The following is a 15,080-nucleotide window of genomic DNA, read 5'->3' on the forward strand; positions in this document are numbered from 1 at the left end:
CATGTCCCTGATTCTGGTTATTGGCGACAAAACCTATTCGTCCTGGTCGCTGCGCGCCGCGTTGGCCCTGGAGTTGGCCGGCGCACCCTACAGCGAGTTGGTGATTGCGCTCAATCGCGCGGATAGCCAAGCCCGCATTCGCCTGCATTCGCCGACTGGCAAAGTGCCGCTGCTGAAGACCGAGGACGGTCCGGTGTGGGACACCCTGGCGATTGCCGAGTACCTGGCCGAACGCTTTCCCGAGGCGCACCTGTGGCCGCGCGGGCAGTACGCCCGGGCGGTGGCGCGCAGCGTGTGTGCGGAAATGCACAGCGGTTTTGTCGGCCTGCGCACGCACCTGCCGATGGACCTCAAACGCGACCAGGCGCTGGACCGCATCCCGGATGCCGCGCAGGCGGATATCCAGCGCATCTGCGCGCTGTGGGCCGAATGCCGGACCCGCTTCGGCCAGGACGGGCCGTTCCTGTTCGGTCACGCCAGCCTGGCGGACGCGTTCTTCGCCCCGGTGGCCGCGCGTTTGCGCAGCTACCAGGTGGCGCTGCCCGACGAGGCGGCGCGTTATGTGGCGACTATCTACCAATGGCCGGCGTTCCAGCGCTGGTATCAGGCCGCCCAGGAGGAGCGACTGGCGTGAAACGTATTCATGTAGCAGCAGCAGTGATCCGCGGCGCGGATGGTCGCATCCTCATCGCCAAGCGTGCCGAGGAGCAACACCAGGGCGGTCTGTGGGAGTTTCCCGGCGGCAAGGTCGAGGCCGACGAGACGGTGCCGCAGGCCCTGGCCCGCGAGCTGGAAGAGGAGCTGGGTATTCGTCCGAGCGCCGCGCGGCCGTTGATTCAGGTGCGCCACGATTACCCGGATAAACAGGTGCTGCTGGACGTCTGGGAGGTCTCGGCCTTCTCCGGCGAACCGCATGGCGCCGAAGGCCAGCCGCTGGCCTGGGTCAGCCCCCGGCAATTGGATGACTATGCCTTCCCGGCGGCCAATGCGCCGATCGTCATGGCCGCGCGGCTGCCCGAGCGCTACCTGATCACCCCGCAGGATTTACCCCCCGCTGAGCTGCTGCACGGCGTGCGCCGCGCCTTGGCCAGCGGCATCCGCCTGATCCAGTTGCGGGCGCCGGGTATGTTCGATGCCCAGTACCGTGACCTCGCCGTGGATATCCAAGGCCTGTGTGCCGGCAAGGCGCAACTGATGCTCAAGGGGCCGCTGGAGTGGCTGGGCGATTTTCCCGCCGCCGGTTGGCACCTGACGGCCGCGCAGTTGCGCCAATACGTCGATAAGGGCCGGCCGTTTCCGCTGGAGCGGCGCCTGGCTGCCTCCTGTCACTCGGCTGCCGAGTTGCAATTGGCGGCCCGCATGGGCGTGGATTTCGTCACCCTGTCGCCGGTGCAGGCCACGCCAAGTCATCCCGCAACGCCGGCGCTCGGCTGGGCGCAGGTCGCCGAGTTGCTACAAGGCTTCAATCAGCCGGCATACGTGCTGGGCGGCGTCGGCCCGGCGCAACTCGAACAGGCCTGGCAGGTGGGTGCGCAAGGCGTCGCCGGAATTCGCGCATTCTGGCCGGACTGATGGGCATGGCTTGGCGGTAGGGGTATAGTCGCGCCCTGAAATGGTGCGTGATAGGCGGGGGCCCAGGCAGTGAATGCGCTTATAGAGTGGCTGAAAGCCTTTTGGCCGGCGCCGATGGCGGTCAGCCGCAGTGAGCAGGCCCTCAGTTGCATCGGGGCGTTTCTTGCCCTGTTGTTTACCGGCTGGCTGTGCCGGGAAGCCCTGGGTGACGCCAGCCCTTGGCTGATCGCGCCGATGGGCGCGTCCGCGGTGTTGCTATTCGCCGTACCCGCCAGCCCTTTGGCGCAACCCTGGTCGGTGATCGGCGGCAACCTGGTTGCCGCGTTGGTCGGCGTGGCGTGCGCCAGTTGGTTGGGGCACAGCGGAGCGGTCGCCGCCTTGGCCGGCGCCTTGGCGATTGCCGGGATGTTCGCTTTGCGCTGCCTGCATCCACCGGGCGGCGCCGTCGCCCTGACGGCGGTATTGGCGGGCGAGGAGATTGCCCAGCTGGGTTACCACTTCGCCCTTTACCCGGTGGCGCTGAACTCCCTGGGTTTGTTGCTGATGGCCTTGTTGTTCAATAACGCGTTGCGCCGGCGTTACCCGCATCGCCCGGTTGAACACGTCAATGTGCACCACACCGCCGACCCGATTCCGCGTGATCGCCTGGGTTTTACCCCGGAAGATCTGGATGCGGTGCTCAAGGCGCGCGGCGAGCTGCTCGACATTGCCCGCGACGACCTCGAAGAAATCCTCCTGCAAACCGAGACGCGGGCGTACCGCCGCCGTTTCGGTGAAATCCGCTGCGCCGACATCATGTCCAAGGACGTGCTCAGCGTCGCGCCGGATGCCTCGGTCGGCGTGGCCCTGGCGCACTTGCAGGCGCACAAGTTGAGCGCCATGCCGGTGCTCGGCGCGCGGCGCGAGCTGCACGGCATGCTCTACCTGCACGACCTGGTGCCGGCCACGGCCAGCAGCGCGCCGGTCAGCACGCTGATGCAGCGTCAGGTGCCGAGCTGCCGAGCGGACTGGCCGATTACCTACCTGGTGCAACTGCTCTCCGACAGCCATGTGCACAAGGTGCCGGTAGTCGATGAGCACAAGGTGCTGCTGGGCATCGTTACCCAGTCGGACTTGGTCGCGGCGCTGTTTCGCGTGTCCCTGGACCGCTACTCGGCGGCAACGCCCGAGGCGCGGTAGGCGCTGGCCAGGCGCTGGGCGCACTCGATGAAGCCGGGCAGGCACGGATTGCTGTTGGCGCTGTTCCAGTACAGGCCTTGCTCGACCCGTGGCGAGGCCAGCAGTGGGCGAAACACCGCGCCGGCGAGTTGCATGCGGCGCATCGAATCCGGCACCAAGGACACGCCCAGGCCCTCGGCGACCAGGTTGACGATGGTCTGCTGCAGGTGGGTTTCCAGGTGGATGTGCGGGCTAAAGCCTTGCTGTTGGCAGCAGCTCAGCAGCGCCTCGTGCAGCGCCGGTGCGGTGCTGCTGGGAAAACTCACGAAGCGCTCGTCGGCCAGCCACGCGACATCGATGCATGCCTGCGCTGCCAGCGGATGAGTGCTCGGCAACACCGCGCACAGCGGCTCGCTGTGCAGCGGTAAATAGCGCAGATGGCCGGGCAAATGAGCGGGAAAGGCGATGCCGATATCCGCGCTGCCGCTGTTGAGTGCCGCCTGCAAATCACGCGGCAGGGTTTCATTGAGGCGCAGGCTGACCGCCGGTCGTTCGCCGCTGTAGGCCTTGATCAAGCGTGGCAGCAGGTTCCAGGCGGCGCTCATGGTGAAATTTAGGCGCAGTTCGCCGCGCTCGCCGCGTGCGGTGGCCTGGGCCGTGCGCATGGCGTTATCGAGGTCGGCCAGCAGACCTTTGGCGTGCCGGTAGAACTGTTCGCCCGCCAACGTCAGGCTGACCGCGCGCGAGGTGCGCGCGAGCAGGACGACGCCAAGTTCGGCCTCAAGCGCGGCGATCTGCCGGCTCAGCGGCGGTTGGGTGATGTGCAACTGCTGCGCCGCGCGCCCGTAATGCAGGGTTTCGGCGAGCACGGTGTAGTAGCGCAATTGGCGGAAATCGATCATCGATACGGTTTCGGTATGAATTTTCCTACCAAATAGCATTAGACGGTATCAATCGCCAGCCCTAACCTGCTGCGTCACCTCCGACGACTGCGAGTTGGCTGACGTATGGCTTCCGTGTTCAACGTGATTCTGCCGATCTTCGCCCTGATCCTGGCCGGTTTCCTCTGTCGCCGCCTGGGCATCCTCGGGCCGCATGCCGCCTCGGAAATCAACCGCATGGTGGTCTGGTTGTGCCTGCCGGCGCTGCTGTTCGAGGCCACCGCCACGGCGGTGTGGGCGCAAGTCTGGCAGCCGCGTTTCATCCTCGCCTACAGCCTGGGCACCCTGGCGGTCTTTGCCCTGACCGTGCTGTGGCGCTTGCGTCGGGTTGGCAACCTGGCCGATGCCAGTGTGCAAGGCCTTGCCGCGTCCTACGCCAACACCGGCTACATGGGCATTCCGCTGTGTGTGCTGGTGCTGGGCGATGCGGGCTTGCAGCCAGCGTTGATCGCCACGCTGATCGTGGTCTGCGTGCTGTTCGCCTCGGCGGTGGTGTGCATCGAGGTCGCCCTGCAAGACGAGAAAAGCCTGCACCGCGCGGTGGCCAAGGTGCTGCTGGCGCTGGCGAAAAATCCCCTGGTGGTGGCGCCTTTGCTCGGTGGTCTGTGGGCCGTGGGCGGGCAGCCGCTCCCGCTGCCGGCTCAGCGCTTTATCGAGCTGTTGGCCAGCGCCACCGCGCCCTGTGCACTGATTGCTCTGGGCCTGTTTCTCGCCCACAAGCAGGTCGGACGCGGCGACGGCAGCCTCGGCCTGGTGCTGCTCAAGTTGATCGCCCACCCGCTGATCACCTGGGTGCTGGCGTTCCACGTGTTCCAGTTACCGCCGTTGTGGGCGCACGCGGCCTTGCTGCTCAGCGCGCTGCCGACCGGCACCGGGCCGTTTATGCTGGCCGAGTTCTACCGCCGCGAGGCGTCGGTGGTGTCGCGCAGCATCCTGCTGTCGACGTTGGGCTCGCTGCTCAGCTTGTCGCTGTGTCTGTACCTGATTGCGCCGTGAGGCGCTCGTCGGCAACCTGCACGGGGCGATAGAGCAGCAGGCGGTAGGCGCCCAGGCAGATGGTCCAGCAGAACAGTGCCGTCCACAGGTTGTGCGATAAGAAGTGCGCGCCCTGCAGCATGCGCCCCAGCGAAAACAGCGTCCCCAGGCCCAACGCCAGGCCCAGCGCGACCTGCGCCGCGCGTGGCCGCCGGTCGCGCAGCAGGAAAAACAGTGCAAACAGCGAGAAGCCTGCCGCGGCATGACCGCCAGGCCAGCAGCGACCGGGTTTGGTTGTGGGCGCGCGGGCGCTGAGCAGTAGCGTGTAGGTTTCCTGGCCGCCAAACTCGCTCAGGCTCCACGGGCAATGCACGCCGGTCAGGGCTTTCAGCGGGGTGACGAGGCTGCTGGACAGGCCCATCGCCAGTACCAGGTAACCGAGCGGCCGGCGCCAATGCCGCCAGCGCGCGCCCAGCAGGCTGAGAACGAAGCCGGCGATGGCCAGCACGCCGATGCCGATCACCGCTTGCTTGGCGCGGTCATGCAGGACGTCTTCGAGGAACCCGCTGTGCCGACCGATAAAGCCGTTCTGCGGGTCGTAGGCCCAGTGCGCGAGGGCGAAATCCACTGCCGTCGGATCGCCGAGCAACAGCAGCATCGCGGCCAACGGCACGCCGAAGCCCAGGTAGAAATTGAAGGGCCGCGAGGCCGTCAAGGGTTCACCGTGCATGTGCCGGCTCCTGGGTCTGCCGCGCGGCGTTGAGTGGCCCTGTGCTGGGTTGCCAGCCGAGCAGGGCATGGCTGAAGCCGTAACTGGCACCCTGGTAATAGGCGATGTCGCGGGCGACCAGCGGGTCGCTCGAGGTCGCGTTCGATTCGTGGCTGATGCCCAAGGCGTCGTCGTGGCGGCGCATGGCGTGGCGCGGGCTGAGGATGGCCAGGTCATGGCCGTCGAACAGGCCGAGGTGCTGGTAGTTGCCAATCACCGCACGGCCGGGGGCGGCGTCGTCGCGCAGCACGTTGCGGCCGAAGAAGGTCGAGTCGTAATCGACGTTGAGCAGGCCGAGCAGGGTCGGCGCCAGGTCGATCTGGCTGGTTAGCCCGGCGAACTCGCGCGGCGCGATCAGCCCGGGGGCATAGATGAACAGCGGGATGTGGTAGTTGGCCACCGGCAAGTCTTCGCGCCCGGCGCTGCCGGCCGTGTGGTCGGCGACGAAGACGAACAAGGTGTTGGCGAACCAGGGTTTGCCCTGGGCCTGGCGCAGGAACTCGCCAATCGCGTAGTCGGTGTATTGCACCGCGCCCTCGCGGCCGTCGCCGGAGGGAATGTCGATGCGCCCGGCGGGGTAGGTGTAGGGGCGGTGATTGGAGGTGGTCATCAGTTGCAGGAAGAACGGCGTGCCGGCGGCATGGTCGGCGTCGGCCAGTTTCAGGGTCTGGGCGTAGAGGTCTTCGTCGGACATGCCCCAGGCGTTCTTGAAGTGGATGTCCTGCTCGGCAACGCTGCTCTGATCGACCACGCGGTAACCGTTGCCGCTGAAAAACGCATTCATGTTGTCGAAATAGCCGCGTCCGCCGTAAACGAAAGCGCTGTCGTAGCCCAGCGCCTGGAACTGCTGGCCGAGGCTGGCAAAGCCGCTTTCCCGGCCGATGCGTTTGACGATCGAGCGCCCCGGGGTGGGCGGGATCGACAGGCTGATGGCCTCCAGGCCACGGTCGGTACGGGTGCCGGTGGCATAGCAGTTACTGAAGAACAGGCTCTGTTGGCGCAAGCGGTCGAGGTGTGGCGTGAGGCCGCGGGTGTCGCCGAAACTGCCCAGGTATTTGGCGCTGAGGCTCTCGATGGTGACCAGCACCACGTTGCGCCGTTGCAGCCGACCGGGGTTGTCGATCTGCCGGCGAATATCCATTGGCTCTTGGCTGAGAAAGCGCGCGTTGGGCTCACGCAGCTCCTCGCGCAACTGTTGCGCCACCTCGGCCTGGGGCCGGGTGCTATAGAACTGCGGGTAGTCCAGCTCGTTGTTGCGAAAGGCGGCGAAGAATTGATAAGGGCCGTTACTGGCCAGCTCGCGCTGGTAGGCATTACCACCTATGCCGCGGGGCACATCCTGGCCAAGCAACAGGCTACTGGCGCCGGCCAACAGCGCACTGCCGGCCAGCGCCAGGGCCGTGCCGCGCCAGGACAGCAGGGGCGCATTGAGCGCTGCCGTGGTGACCTTGCGCAGCAGCACCGCGGCGGCCACGGCAAGCGCGGCCAAGACCGCCAACAGCGGATAGATCGGGTACGACTCGAGGATATTGGCGATTACTTCGTCGGAGTACACCAGGTAATCCACGGCGATAAAGTTGAAGCGCACGCCGAACTCGTCCCAGAACAGCCACTCCGCCACCGCGCCGAACAGCATGGCGAACAGGCTCACGGCCAGCAGCCCATGCAGCGCGCCACGGTGCCAGCGGCGTTGCCACAAGCGCCTTGGGCAGAGCAGCAGGTAGAGGGTCAAGGGCAGGGCGGCATACGTCAGAAAGGCCAGGTCGTAGAGCATGCCGATGGCGTACAGGCGGGCCAGCGCCTGCGGGCTGGCGTCGGCATCCGCCAGGTGGCTGAGCAGCAGGCCGCTGCGGGTGACGAGAAAGACCGTCAGCCAGGCCAGCAGAATCAGCGACAGGTAGCGTAGTTGAGCAAACGTGAACGGTGGCATCGTATGATCCGCGTCAGAGGGATGCGCGGCAGTCTGCTCAGGGGTTCGTGAGCCTGGCGTAAAAAACCTGTGAAAAAAGCGTCAAAGCACTTATCCGTGACCTTGCCAAAGGGTTGGCCGAACATGCGCATTCTTGTGGTGGAAGACAACCGGGACATCCTCGCCAACGTCCTCGATTACCTGACCCTGAAGGGCTACAGCGTCGATTGCGCGCAGGACGGCTTGAGCGGGCTGCACCTGGCCGCGACCGAGCATTACGACCTGATCGTGCTGGACATCATGCTGCCCGGCATGGACGGCTACCAGTTGTGCAAGCGCCTGCGCGAGGACGCCCGGCGCGACACGCCGATCATCATGCTGACTGCCCGCGACGCCCTCGACGACCGTTTGCAAGGGCTGAACGTCGGGGCCGACGATTACCTGCTCAAACCCTTTGCATTGTCCGAACTGGTGGCGCGCATCGAGGCCATCCTGCGGCGTAGCCAGGGCAACCGTAAGCGCCAACTGCAAGTCGGCGAGCTGATCTACGACCTCGATACCCTGCACATCAGCCGCGCCGGGCAACCGCTCAAACTCAACCCGCTGGGGCTGAAGCTGCTGGCCGTACTGATGCAGCGCAGCCCCGCCGTGGTGCGCCGCGAAGCCCTGGACGAAGCACTGTGGGGCGACGATTGCCCGGATAGCGACAGCCTGCGCAGCCATATCCACCAGCTGCGTCAGGTGCTCGACAAACCGTTCGGCACACCGCTGCTGCACACCATCCATGGCATCGGTTATCGCCTGGCGGAGTCGGCCGATGGTGTCTAAACAGCCGTTGCTGCGCCGCATCGTGATCGCCTTCGTGCTGATGACTCTGGCCGTCAGCGGGGTGTTTTCGCTGAGCATCGTGGCGATCGTGCACTTCGTCGAAGAGCACCTGGTTTCCGAGGAGCTGAGTCGCGAGTTGAGCATCGTTATCGATGACGACCTGACACGCGGCCAAGCGCCTCGACTGGATTCCAGCACGCGCTTTTTCGCCACGCAGCTGCCCGGCTATGCCGTGCCAAAGCAGTTCGCCGAGGCGCGCGACGGATTTTCCGAGGTGGTCGAAGGCGATCAGGCGTTCTATGTCTTCACGCGCAGGGAGAACGCTCAGGTTTTTATGCTGGTGCAGGAGCAGCACGAGTTCGAGGCGCGTGAAAGTATCCTGTTCAATGTGGTGCTGGCCGGTTTTCTACTCAGCGTACTGGCGGCCTGGGGCCTTGGCTGGTTGCTGGCGCGTCGGGTGATGGCGCCCGTGATCCGCCTGGCCAACCAGGTGCGCCACCGCGATCAACTGCACGCCGTGGCGCCGGCTCTGGCGCCGGATTACCCGGACGACGAAGTCGGCCACCTGGCTGCGGCGTTCGACAGCACCCTGGGGCAACTGCGCCACTCGCTGGAGCGTGAGCAACTGTTTACCAGCGACGTCAGCCATGAGCTGCGCACGCCGCTGATGATCATCGCCAGCTCCTGCGAACTGCTGGCAGAGGCCTCCCACCTGGATGCCCTCCAGCGCGAGCAGGTGCAGCGTATCCAGCGGGCGACAGAGGAAATGACCGACCTGGTGCAGACCTTTCTGATCCTTGCGCGGGCGCGCCTGCAAGAGTCGACCCAGGGCGGCAGGGCAACCTTGGCCGCGGTGGCCGACGAGCAGAGCAAGCGCTGGGCGCCGTTGATCCGCGAGAAAGGCCTGCAGTTTGAACTGATCGAGCAGGCTCCGGATGCGGCGCAGTACAACCTGACCTTCCTGCGGACGGTGATCTCCAACCTGCTGCGCAACGCCTTGCATTACACCGAGCAGGGCTCGGTGCGGCTGATCCTCGATAACGGTGGTTTTCGCGTGGAAGACAGCGGTATTGGCATTCCCCTGGATCAGCAGGAGCAGATGTTCCTGCCTTTCGTGCGCGGTGCCCAGGCGCGCGGCGAGGGTCTGGGCTTGGGCTTGTCCCTGGTCAAACGGATCTGCACGCACCAGGGCTGGGCGGTGCGCGTGCGTGAACTGCCGCCGCAGGGTAGCGTGTTCGAGGTCAACCTGCGGCACGACGGCTAACCGGCCAAAACGCCCTGCGAGGGCGCCGCTTCACGTTTTTTTCACATCCTTTTGACGGGGGCTTGATGCCTCCGTCGCTACTTTGGCAGCCATGGATTCCTCAACGGAGCAGGCTGTCATGTCTATCGGTAAACCCATCGAGCTGGATTTTTCGCGTAAATACGATCGTGAGCACGCCCGTCAGTATTGGCACAAACACCAGGACGGTCTGGCGCGACGGCTGTCGCACTGGCGCGATGAGCAGTTGGCGCGGCGGGCGCTGAAACTGGCGGGCGAGCCGAACCTGGTGCTCGATTTGCCGTCCGGTGCCGGGCGTTTCTGGCCGTTGTTGGCCGAGCAAGCCAACCGGGTGATTCTGGCCGCCGACAACTCCCACGACATGCTGGCAATGGCCCTGGCCGGGCAACCGGCGGAAGTGGTGGCAAGGGTGAAGGCCTTCCATGCCTCGGCCTTTGATATTGGCTTGGGCGATAACGCCGTCGACAGTATTTTCTGTATGCGCCTGCTGCACCACATCGCCGCTCCTGAGCATCGCCTGGCCATGCTGCGGGAGTTTCACCGGGTAACCCGCGACACGCTGATCGTCTCGCTGTGGGTCGACGGCAATTACAAGGCGTGGAGGCGTCGACGCCTGGAGGCCCGGCGCGCGTCGCAGGGCCGGGCGGCAGATAACCAGAACCGCTTCGTGATCGCTCGCGACTGCATCGAGGCGGAGTTCCGCCAGGTTGGTTTCGAGATCCTCGGTCACCAGGATTTTCTGCCGGGGTACGCCATGTGGCGGGTGTACGTTCTGCGCAAGGGCAACTGACATGAACAGCCTGATCGCGTTGCCGCAGGGCGAAGCGCTGGCCAGTACCTTCGAGCGCTGGTGGCATACCCAGGGTGAGTGGGTCGAGGCGCCCAACCAGCGTCGTAGCGGCGAGAGCGGGGTGCAGCGCATACGCACCAAAGCCCAGCAGTTGCTGTACAGCAAGCGCCAGACCGGGCACCTCTACCGCTGCTGGCGGCACCCGTTGGGACGGCCCACGATACTGCGTGAGCTACAGGCCATGCAGGCACTCGACAAGCTGGGTATCCGCGTGCCGAAACTGGTGTACTGCGCCGCGCAGAAAAGCGCCGGGCAGTGGCGCGCGCTGCTGGTCACCGAGGCCTTGGAGGGTTTCGTCAGCCTGGAACAATGGTACGCCAGCAGCAACGCACTGCGCGCCAGCGCCGCGCTCAACCACCACCTGCTGCAACAACTGGCGGTGATGCTCAGCCGTTTGCACTTGGCCGGCTGGCAACATGGCTGCTTGTACCCAAAACACATCTTCATCAAGTGTCATAGCGCCCGCACCGGCGATTGGGTTGAGCTGGCGTTGCTCGACCTGGAAAAAAGTCGGCAGCGGCTATTCGGCGCTGCTGCTTCGCGGCACGACCTGAGTCAGCTTTACCGGCATAGAGGGGCGATGCCGGAGTCGGACTGGCAAACCTTTGTCGCCACGTACAGCAGTTTTATGCGTGCGTTGGCGCCGTACGCACCATGAAGCCCGAGCCTGTACCTGGGGCATTCGACAGCCGCGCGCTGAAGGGCCGCAGCGGCTGGCGGCGGGTTGTCCAGGCAGGCGGCTATTCGTGGGCCGGGCTGCGGGCCGCATTCAGCGTGGAGGCGGCGTTTCGTCAACTGTTGGCGTTGAATGCGCTGCTGGTGCCACTGGCGTTCTACCTGACTGCCGACAAGCTCGAACGAGCGCTGCTGATCGCCGTGTGCCTGCTGGCGCTAATCGTCGAACTACTCAATTCGGCGCTCGAAGCCACGGTGGATCGTATCTCGCTGACGCTGCATCCCTTGTCGAAACAGGCCAAGGACATGGGCAGCGCGGCGCAACTGCTGGCCTTGACGTTGATCGCCGTGGTCTGGACATTGCTCCTGTTGTAGTGGCGCGGGTCTTTGACGCCGCGCGCGCGGCTGCGGCCTAATGGCGGTCTGCCAACGCGAGTCTCGCCATGTCCGTATCTGCCCGTTCCCCGTCGAATATGCGCCCCAGCACCCTGCACCTGCCGCAAGGCCCGTGGGCGACGGTGCTCGACTGCCTGTGCGCGCACTTTCCAGCGATCGCGCGCGAGGTCTGGCTGGAGCGCATGGCCCGTGGCCGGGTTCTGGATGCGGCGGGGGCGCCTATTGGTCCTGCACAAGCCTACCAAGTGGGCTTGCGGGTGCATTACTTCCGCGAGGTGCCGCTGGAAACGCCGATTCCGTTCGTCGAGAGCGTGCTGCATGTCGACGAGCACCTGCTGGTCGCCGACAAGCCGCACTTCCTGCCGGTGATGCCGGCGGGCGAATACGTCGAGCAGACCTTGCAGGCGCGCCTGGCCAAGCGTTTGGGCAATGCCGATCTGGTGCCGCTGCACCGTATCGACCGGCACACCGCCGGGCTGGTGCTGTTTTCCACCAACCCGGCCAGCCGTGGTTTGTATCAGGCGCTGTTTCGCGAACGGCGGATGGACAAGCGCTACGAAGCCCTGGCGCCTGCGCTGCCCGAGGTGCAGTTTCCGCTGTTGCGGGCGACGCGTTTTGCGCCTGGCGAGCCGTTCTTCCGCATGCAGGAGGTGCCCGGCCCGCCGAACACCGAGACCCGCATCGAGGTCGCGGAACAATGCGGCGAGCTGTGGCGCTACGCGCTGTTCCCGGTCACCGGCAAGAAGCACCAGTTGCGCGTGCACCTCGCCGCGCTGGGCGCGCCGATCTGCAACGACCCGTTCTACCCGGTCGTCAGCGATACCGCGGATGCGCCGGACGATTACAGCAAGCCGCTCAAGCTGCTGGCCCACAGCCTGGGCTTTATCGACCCGCTGACGGGAGAGGCGCGGCACTTCCAGAGCCAACTGAGCCTGAGCTGACGGACAGCCGTGTGCGCCGTGGATTGCGCTGTGCGGCAGACGGTGGACAAGCTGGCGCATGTCCACCCTACGGGATGGCCGAGATAGCGAGGTGGCGAGGTAGGGCGGACATGGCGCAGCCTTGTCCGCCACCTGTGGGATTGAACGGCAGACCAGCCGCGCTGCGGTATGTCCGCCTTACGCAACCGGCTCTTTCGCGGCGGCCTGCCACAGCACTTCGTCGATCTGCTGGCGTTTGGCGATCAGGCGGGCGGCGACGAACAGCAGGTCGGACAGGCGATTGACGTACGCCAGGCCAACGCCGCGGAGCGGTTCGACCGCGTTCAAGTGCTGACAGCGCCGCTCGGCGCCGCGCGCCAGGCTGCGGCACACGTGGGCCTGGGCGATCAAGCGCGAGCCGCCGGGCAGGATGAAGTTTTCCAGCGGGCCAACTTCCTCGTTCCAGCGGTCGATCGCCTGTTCCAGACGCTCGATTTCGCCCTGTTGCAAGGCCTGGTACGCCGGCATCGCCAACTCGCCGCCGAGGTCGAACAGGCGGTGTTGACAGGGGGCGAGTACCTCGATGATCTCGTTCAAGCCCGGGCACACCGCGCTCTGCTCGGCGAGTTCGGCGAGCAACAGGCCGAGCTGGCTGTTCAGCGTGTCGACTTCGCCCATGGCATCCACCCGCGGATGGTCCTTGGTCACCCGGCGGCCGTCGGCCAGGCCGGTTTCGCCCGTGTCGCCGGTGCGTGTGTAAATCTTCGACAGTCGATAAGCCATGGTTACAAACCTGTGGTGGCGGGCGTCAGGGGTAGGCGCAGGGTAAAACAGGTGCCCTGGCCGATCTTGGAATGCACTTCCATCTGCCCTTTGTGGTTGTTGGTGATGATGAAGTACGACACCGACAGGCCCAGCCCGGTGCCCTGGCCGACTTCCTTGGTGGTGAAGAACGGCTCGAAAATACGTTTGCGCACCGACTCGGGCATGCCGGCGCCGTTGTCTTCCACCTGGATTTCCGCCCAGGGCGGCGCCAGGCGGGTGCGTAGGGTGATCTGCCCCGGCGTGTGGTCTTCGCGCTGATGGATGGCCTGGGCGGCGTTCTTCAGCAGGTTGAGCAGCACCTGCTCCAGTTCGTTGGCGGTAGCGGGCACCGGTTCCAGCGCGGGGTCGAATTCACGCTGGATGAGCAGGCTCTTGAAATCGAAGCTTTCGGTCAGGTCGAAGTCGTTGCTGGCGATTTCCAGCGCCTGGTCGATCAAGGCCGGCAGTTGACACGGCGTCAGCTGGCGGTTGCTGCGCCGGCTGAAACTGAGCATATGGCTGACGATCCTCGCCGCGCGGGTGCCGGCCTGTTGGATGCCGTCGAGTAGCTGCGGCACTTCGCGGGCATTCAGGTAGCGGTCGATGGCGTCGAGGCAGATCCCGGTCTGCTCGGCCTGCTCACGGTTCTTTTCCAGCTCCGGCGACAGCCGCCGGCGAATGTTCTGCACGTTATGCAGAATCGCCCCGAGCGGGTTGTTGATTTCATGCGCCATGCCGGCCGCGAGGCCGCCGACCGAGAGCATCTTCTCCGATTGCACCATCATTTCTTCCAGGCTCAGGCGCTGGGTGATGTCGTCGATGCGGATCACCACGCCGCGTCCGGCGCCGCCGGTCAACGGGTAGAAGGTCAGGGCGTAGTGGCACGGTTCGTGGTCGCGGCTCCAGGTCACCCGTTCGATTTTTTCCACCTTGTGCTGCTCGACGGTGCGTTTGAGCTGGGTCAGGAAGGGCTTCAGCGGTGGGAAGGCGAGAAAGACCGGCTGGTTCAGCGCCTCATCCAAGGACGTGCCGGAGAGGGCGCTGGCTTCCTGGTTCCACTGGGTGACGTAGAGCTGCTCGTCGAGGGCGATCAGCGCCGAGGGCATCGAGTCGATGATGCTGTTGAGGTAGTTCTGAAAGCCGGTGAGCTTTTTCTCGATCTTGCTGCGCACCTGTACTTCCAGCTCCAGCTTGCGGTTGGAGTGGCGGGTTTCCTCGGCCAGGCTCTGGGCCTGGTCGAACGCCGCCTGGGCGTCGTCGCGCGCGCGCTTGAGCTGCTGCTCGCGCGCTTCGATGCGCATCAGCATGGTGTTGAAGGCGTCGGCCAGGCTGCCGATCTCATCCTGGTTGCCGCGGCGGGCGCGCAGCGCATAGTTTTCCTCGCGGGTGACCTGGCGCGACAGCTCCTCCAGGCGGCGGATCGGCTTGGTCACCAAGCGCCTGATTTGCCGCGCCACCAGCAGCCAGAGCACCAGGCTGAAGGCCAGAATCACCAGGCTGGCGGTCAGGGTGCCGGTGTAGAAGGCGCCGGGCAGTTCGCTGGAGGCGACCAGCAGCAGGTAGCCGGGGCGGCCGTCGGGCTGTGGCAGCTCGACCAGCAGGTTGGTGCGAAATTCGGTGTGGCGCCAGCTGTCCAGCTGCTCGACGCGCCGCGGCAGTTGTAGTTTTTCGCCGCGCTGCAACTGCGCCAGGCTGACGCCGTTGTTGTCGTAGATCACCGCCGCGCGCAGCGGCGCGTAATCATCCAGGCGCTTGAGCAGCGCCTCGGCGGCACTGGCCGAGGCCAGCGCCTCGCGGCTCAGTTGGGGGCTGGCGATCAATCGCCCGAGGGTGTGCAGGGCCTGCGGCGCCACGCTTTCCTGGGAAATCCAGTAGGCCGCGCTGATGAATGCCAGGTTGGCCACCACCAGCACGGTGGCCAGCAGCGCCAGCAGCGCCACGAGCAATTTGCGACCGACCGGAAGGTTTTCGAGGCGCTGGCGCAGGGACATGGCGGGCTGA

At 65.5% G+C, this 15,080-nt stretch carries 15 protein-coding genes; 10 read left to right on the forward strand and 5 right to left on the reverse strand.

Annotation, left to right across the window (positions count from 1 at the left end; translation table 11 throughout):
* The first annotated feature begins 1 nt into the window (after position 1).
* From B3M58_RS22275 to B3M58_RS22285, 3 genes are all read left to right on the forward strand, one after another.
* Positions 2-634 (forward strand): glutathione S-transferase, encoded by a 633-nt coding sequence (locus B3M58_RS22275; RefSeq protein WP_296222574.1) that lies wholly within the window; start codon positions 2-4, stop codon positions 632-634.
* Positions 631-1,572 carry a Nudix family hydrolase gene (locus B3M58_RS22280; protein WP_296222575.1) on the forward strand — a complete coding sequence of 314 codons (942 nt, stop codon included), beginning with the start codon at positions 631-633 and terminating at the stop codon, positions 1,570-1,572. The genes B3M58_RS22275 and B3M58_RS22280 overlap by 4 nt, the downstream gene beginning before the upstream one ends.
* Before the next feature lie 69 nt (positions 1,573-1,641).
* Positions 1,642-2,751 (forward strand): HPP family protein, encoded by a 1,110-nt coding sequence (locus tag B3M58_RS22285; protein WP_296222577.1) that lies wholly within the window; start codon positions 1,642-1,644, stop codon positions 2,749-2,751.
* Here B3M58_RS22285 and B3M58_RS22290 read toward each other — a convergent pair.
* The gene (locus B3M58_RS22290) at positions 2,721-3,632 is read right to left on the reverse strand and encodes a LysR family transcriptional regulator (RefSeq protein WP_296222578.1); all 912 of its coding nucleotides are present in this window, start codon (positions 3,630-3,632) and stop codon (positions 2,721-2,723) included. The genes B3M58_RS22285 and B3M58_RS22290 overlap by 31 nt on opposite strands.
* A gap of 105 nt (positions 3,633-3,737) precedes the next feature.
* On the opposite strand from B3M58_RS22290, the gene B3M58_RS22295 reads away from it, so the two are divergent.
* On the forward strand, positions 3,738-4,667 hold the full coding sequence (locus tag B3M58_RS22295; protein ID WP_296222580.1) for an AEC family transporter: 930 nt from the start codon (positions 3,738-3,740) through the stop codon (positions 4,665-4,667).
* Here the strand turns inward: B3M58_RS22295 and B3M58_RS22300 are convergent.
* A complete protein-coding gene (locus B3M58_RS22300; protein ID WP_296222581.1) occupies positions 4,630-5,376 on the reverse strand; it encodes a phosphatase PAP2 family protein in 747 nt (248 codons plus the stop codon). The two genes, B3M58_RS22295 and B3M58_RS22300, sit on opposite strands and share 38 nt — an antisense overlap.
* Positions 5,366-7,345: an LTA synthase family protein gene (locus tag B3M58_RS22305; protein WP_296222582.1), complete on the reverse strand. Its 1,980-nt coding sequence runs from the start codon at positions 7,343-7,345 to the stop codon at positions 5,366-5,368. The genes B3M58_RS22300 and B3M58_RS22305 overlap by 11 nt, the downstream gene beginning before the upstream one ends.
* Before the next feature lie 123 nt (positions 7,346-7,468).
* On the opposite strand from B3M58_RS22305, the gene B3M58_RS22310 reads away from it, so the two are divergent.
* From B3M58_RS22310 to B3M58_RS22335, 6 genes are all read left to right on the forward strand, one after another.
* Positions 7,469-8,152 carry a response regulator transcription factor gene (locus B3M58_RS22310; protein WP_296222584.1) on the forward strand — a complete coding sequence of 228 codons (684 nt, stop codon included), beginning with the start codon at positions 7,469-7,471 and terminating at the stop codon, positions 8,150-8,152.
* Entirely contained in the window at positions 8,142-9,416 is a 1,275-nt protein-coding gene (locus B3M58_RS22315) for a sensor histidine kinase (protein ID WP_296222586.1), read from the forward strand. Before B3M58_RS22310 ends, B3M58_RS22315 begins: the two co-directional genes overlap by 11 nt.
* Before the next feature lie 118 nt (positions 9,417-9,534).
* Positions 9,535-10,224 carry a class I SAM-dependent methyltransferase gene (locus B3M58_RS22320; RefSeq protein ID WP_296222588.1) on the forward strand — a complete coding sequence of 230 codons (690 nt, stop codon included), beginning with the start codon at positions 9,535-9,537 and terminating at the stop codon, positions 10,222-10,224.
* A gap of 1 nt (position 10,225) precedes the next feature.
* On the forward strand, positions 10,226-10,942 hold the full coding sequence (locus B3M58_RS22325) for a lipopolysaccharide kinase InaA family protein (protein WP_296222589.1): 717 nt from the start codon (positions 10,226-10,228) through the stop codon (positions 10,940-10,942).
* Positions 10,939-11,334 carry a diacylglycerol kinase gene (locus B3M58_RS22330; protein WP_296222590.1) on the forward strand — a complete coding sequence of 132 codons (396 nt, stop codon included), beginning with the start codon at positions 10,939-10,941 and terminating at the stop codon, positions 11,332-11,334. Before B3M58_RS22325 ends, B3M58_RS22330 begins: the two co-directional genes overlap by 4 nt.
* Positions 11,335-11,402: 68 nt before the next feature.
* Complete coding sequence (locus tag B3M58_RS22335; RefSeq protein WP_296222591.1) at positions 11,403-12,296, forward strand: RluA family pseudouridine synthase; 894 nt, start codon at positions 11,403-11,405, stop codon at positions 12,294-12,296.
* 177 nt (positions 12,297-12,473) lie between these two features.
* Here B3M58_RS22335 and B3M58_RS22340 read toward each other — a convergent pair whose 3' ends face one another.
* Positions 12,474-13,058, reverse strand: coding sequence for a cob(I)yrinic acid a,c-diamide adenosyltransferase (locus tag B3M58_RS22340; protein WP_296222593.1), 585 nt, complete (start codon positions 13,056-13,058; stop codon positions 12,474-12,476).
* Positions 13,059-13,060: 2 nt separating this feature from the next.
* On the reverse strand, positions 13,061-15,070 hold the full coding sequence (locus B3M58_RS22345) for an ATP-binding protein (RefSeq protein WP_296222594.1): 2,010 nt from the start codon (positions 15,068-15,070) through the stop codon (positions 13,061-13,063).
* Positions 15,071-15,080 lie beyond the last annotated feature (10 nt).

The sequence above is a fragment of the Pseudomonas sp. UBA2684 genome (assembly GCA_002354655.1).
Classification (GTDB): Bacteria; Pseudomonadota; Gammaproteobacteria; order Pseudomonadales; family Pseudomonadaceae; genus Aquipseudomonas.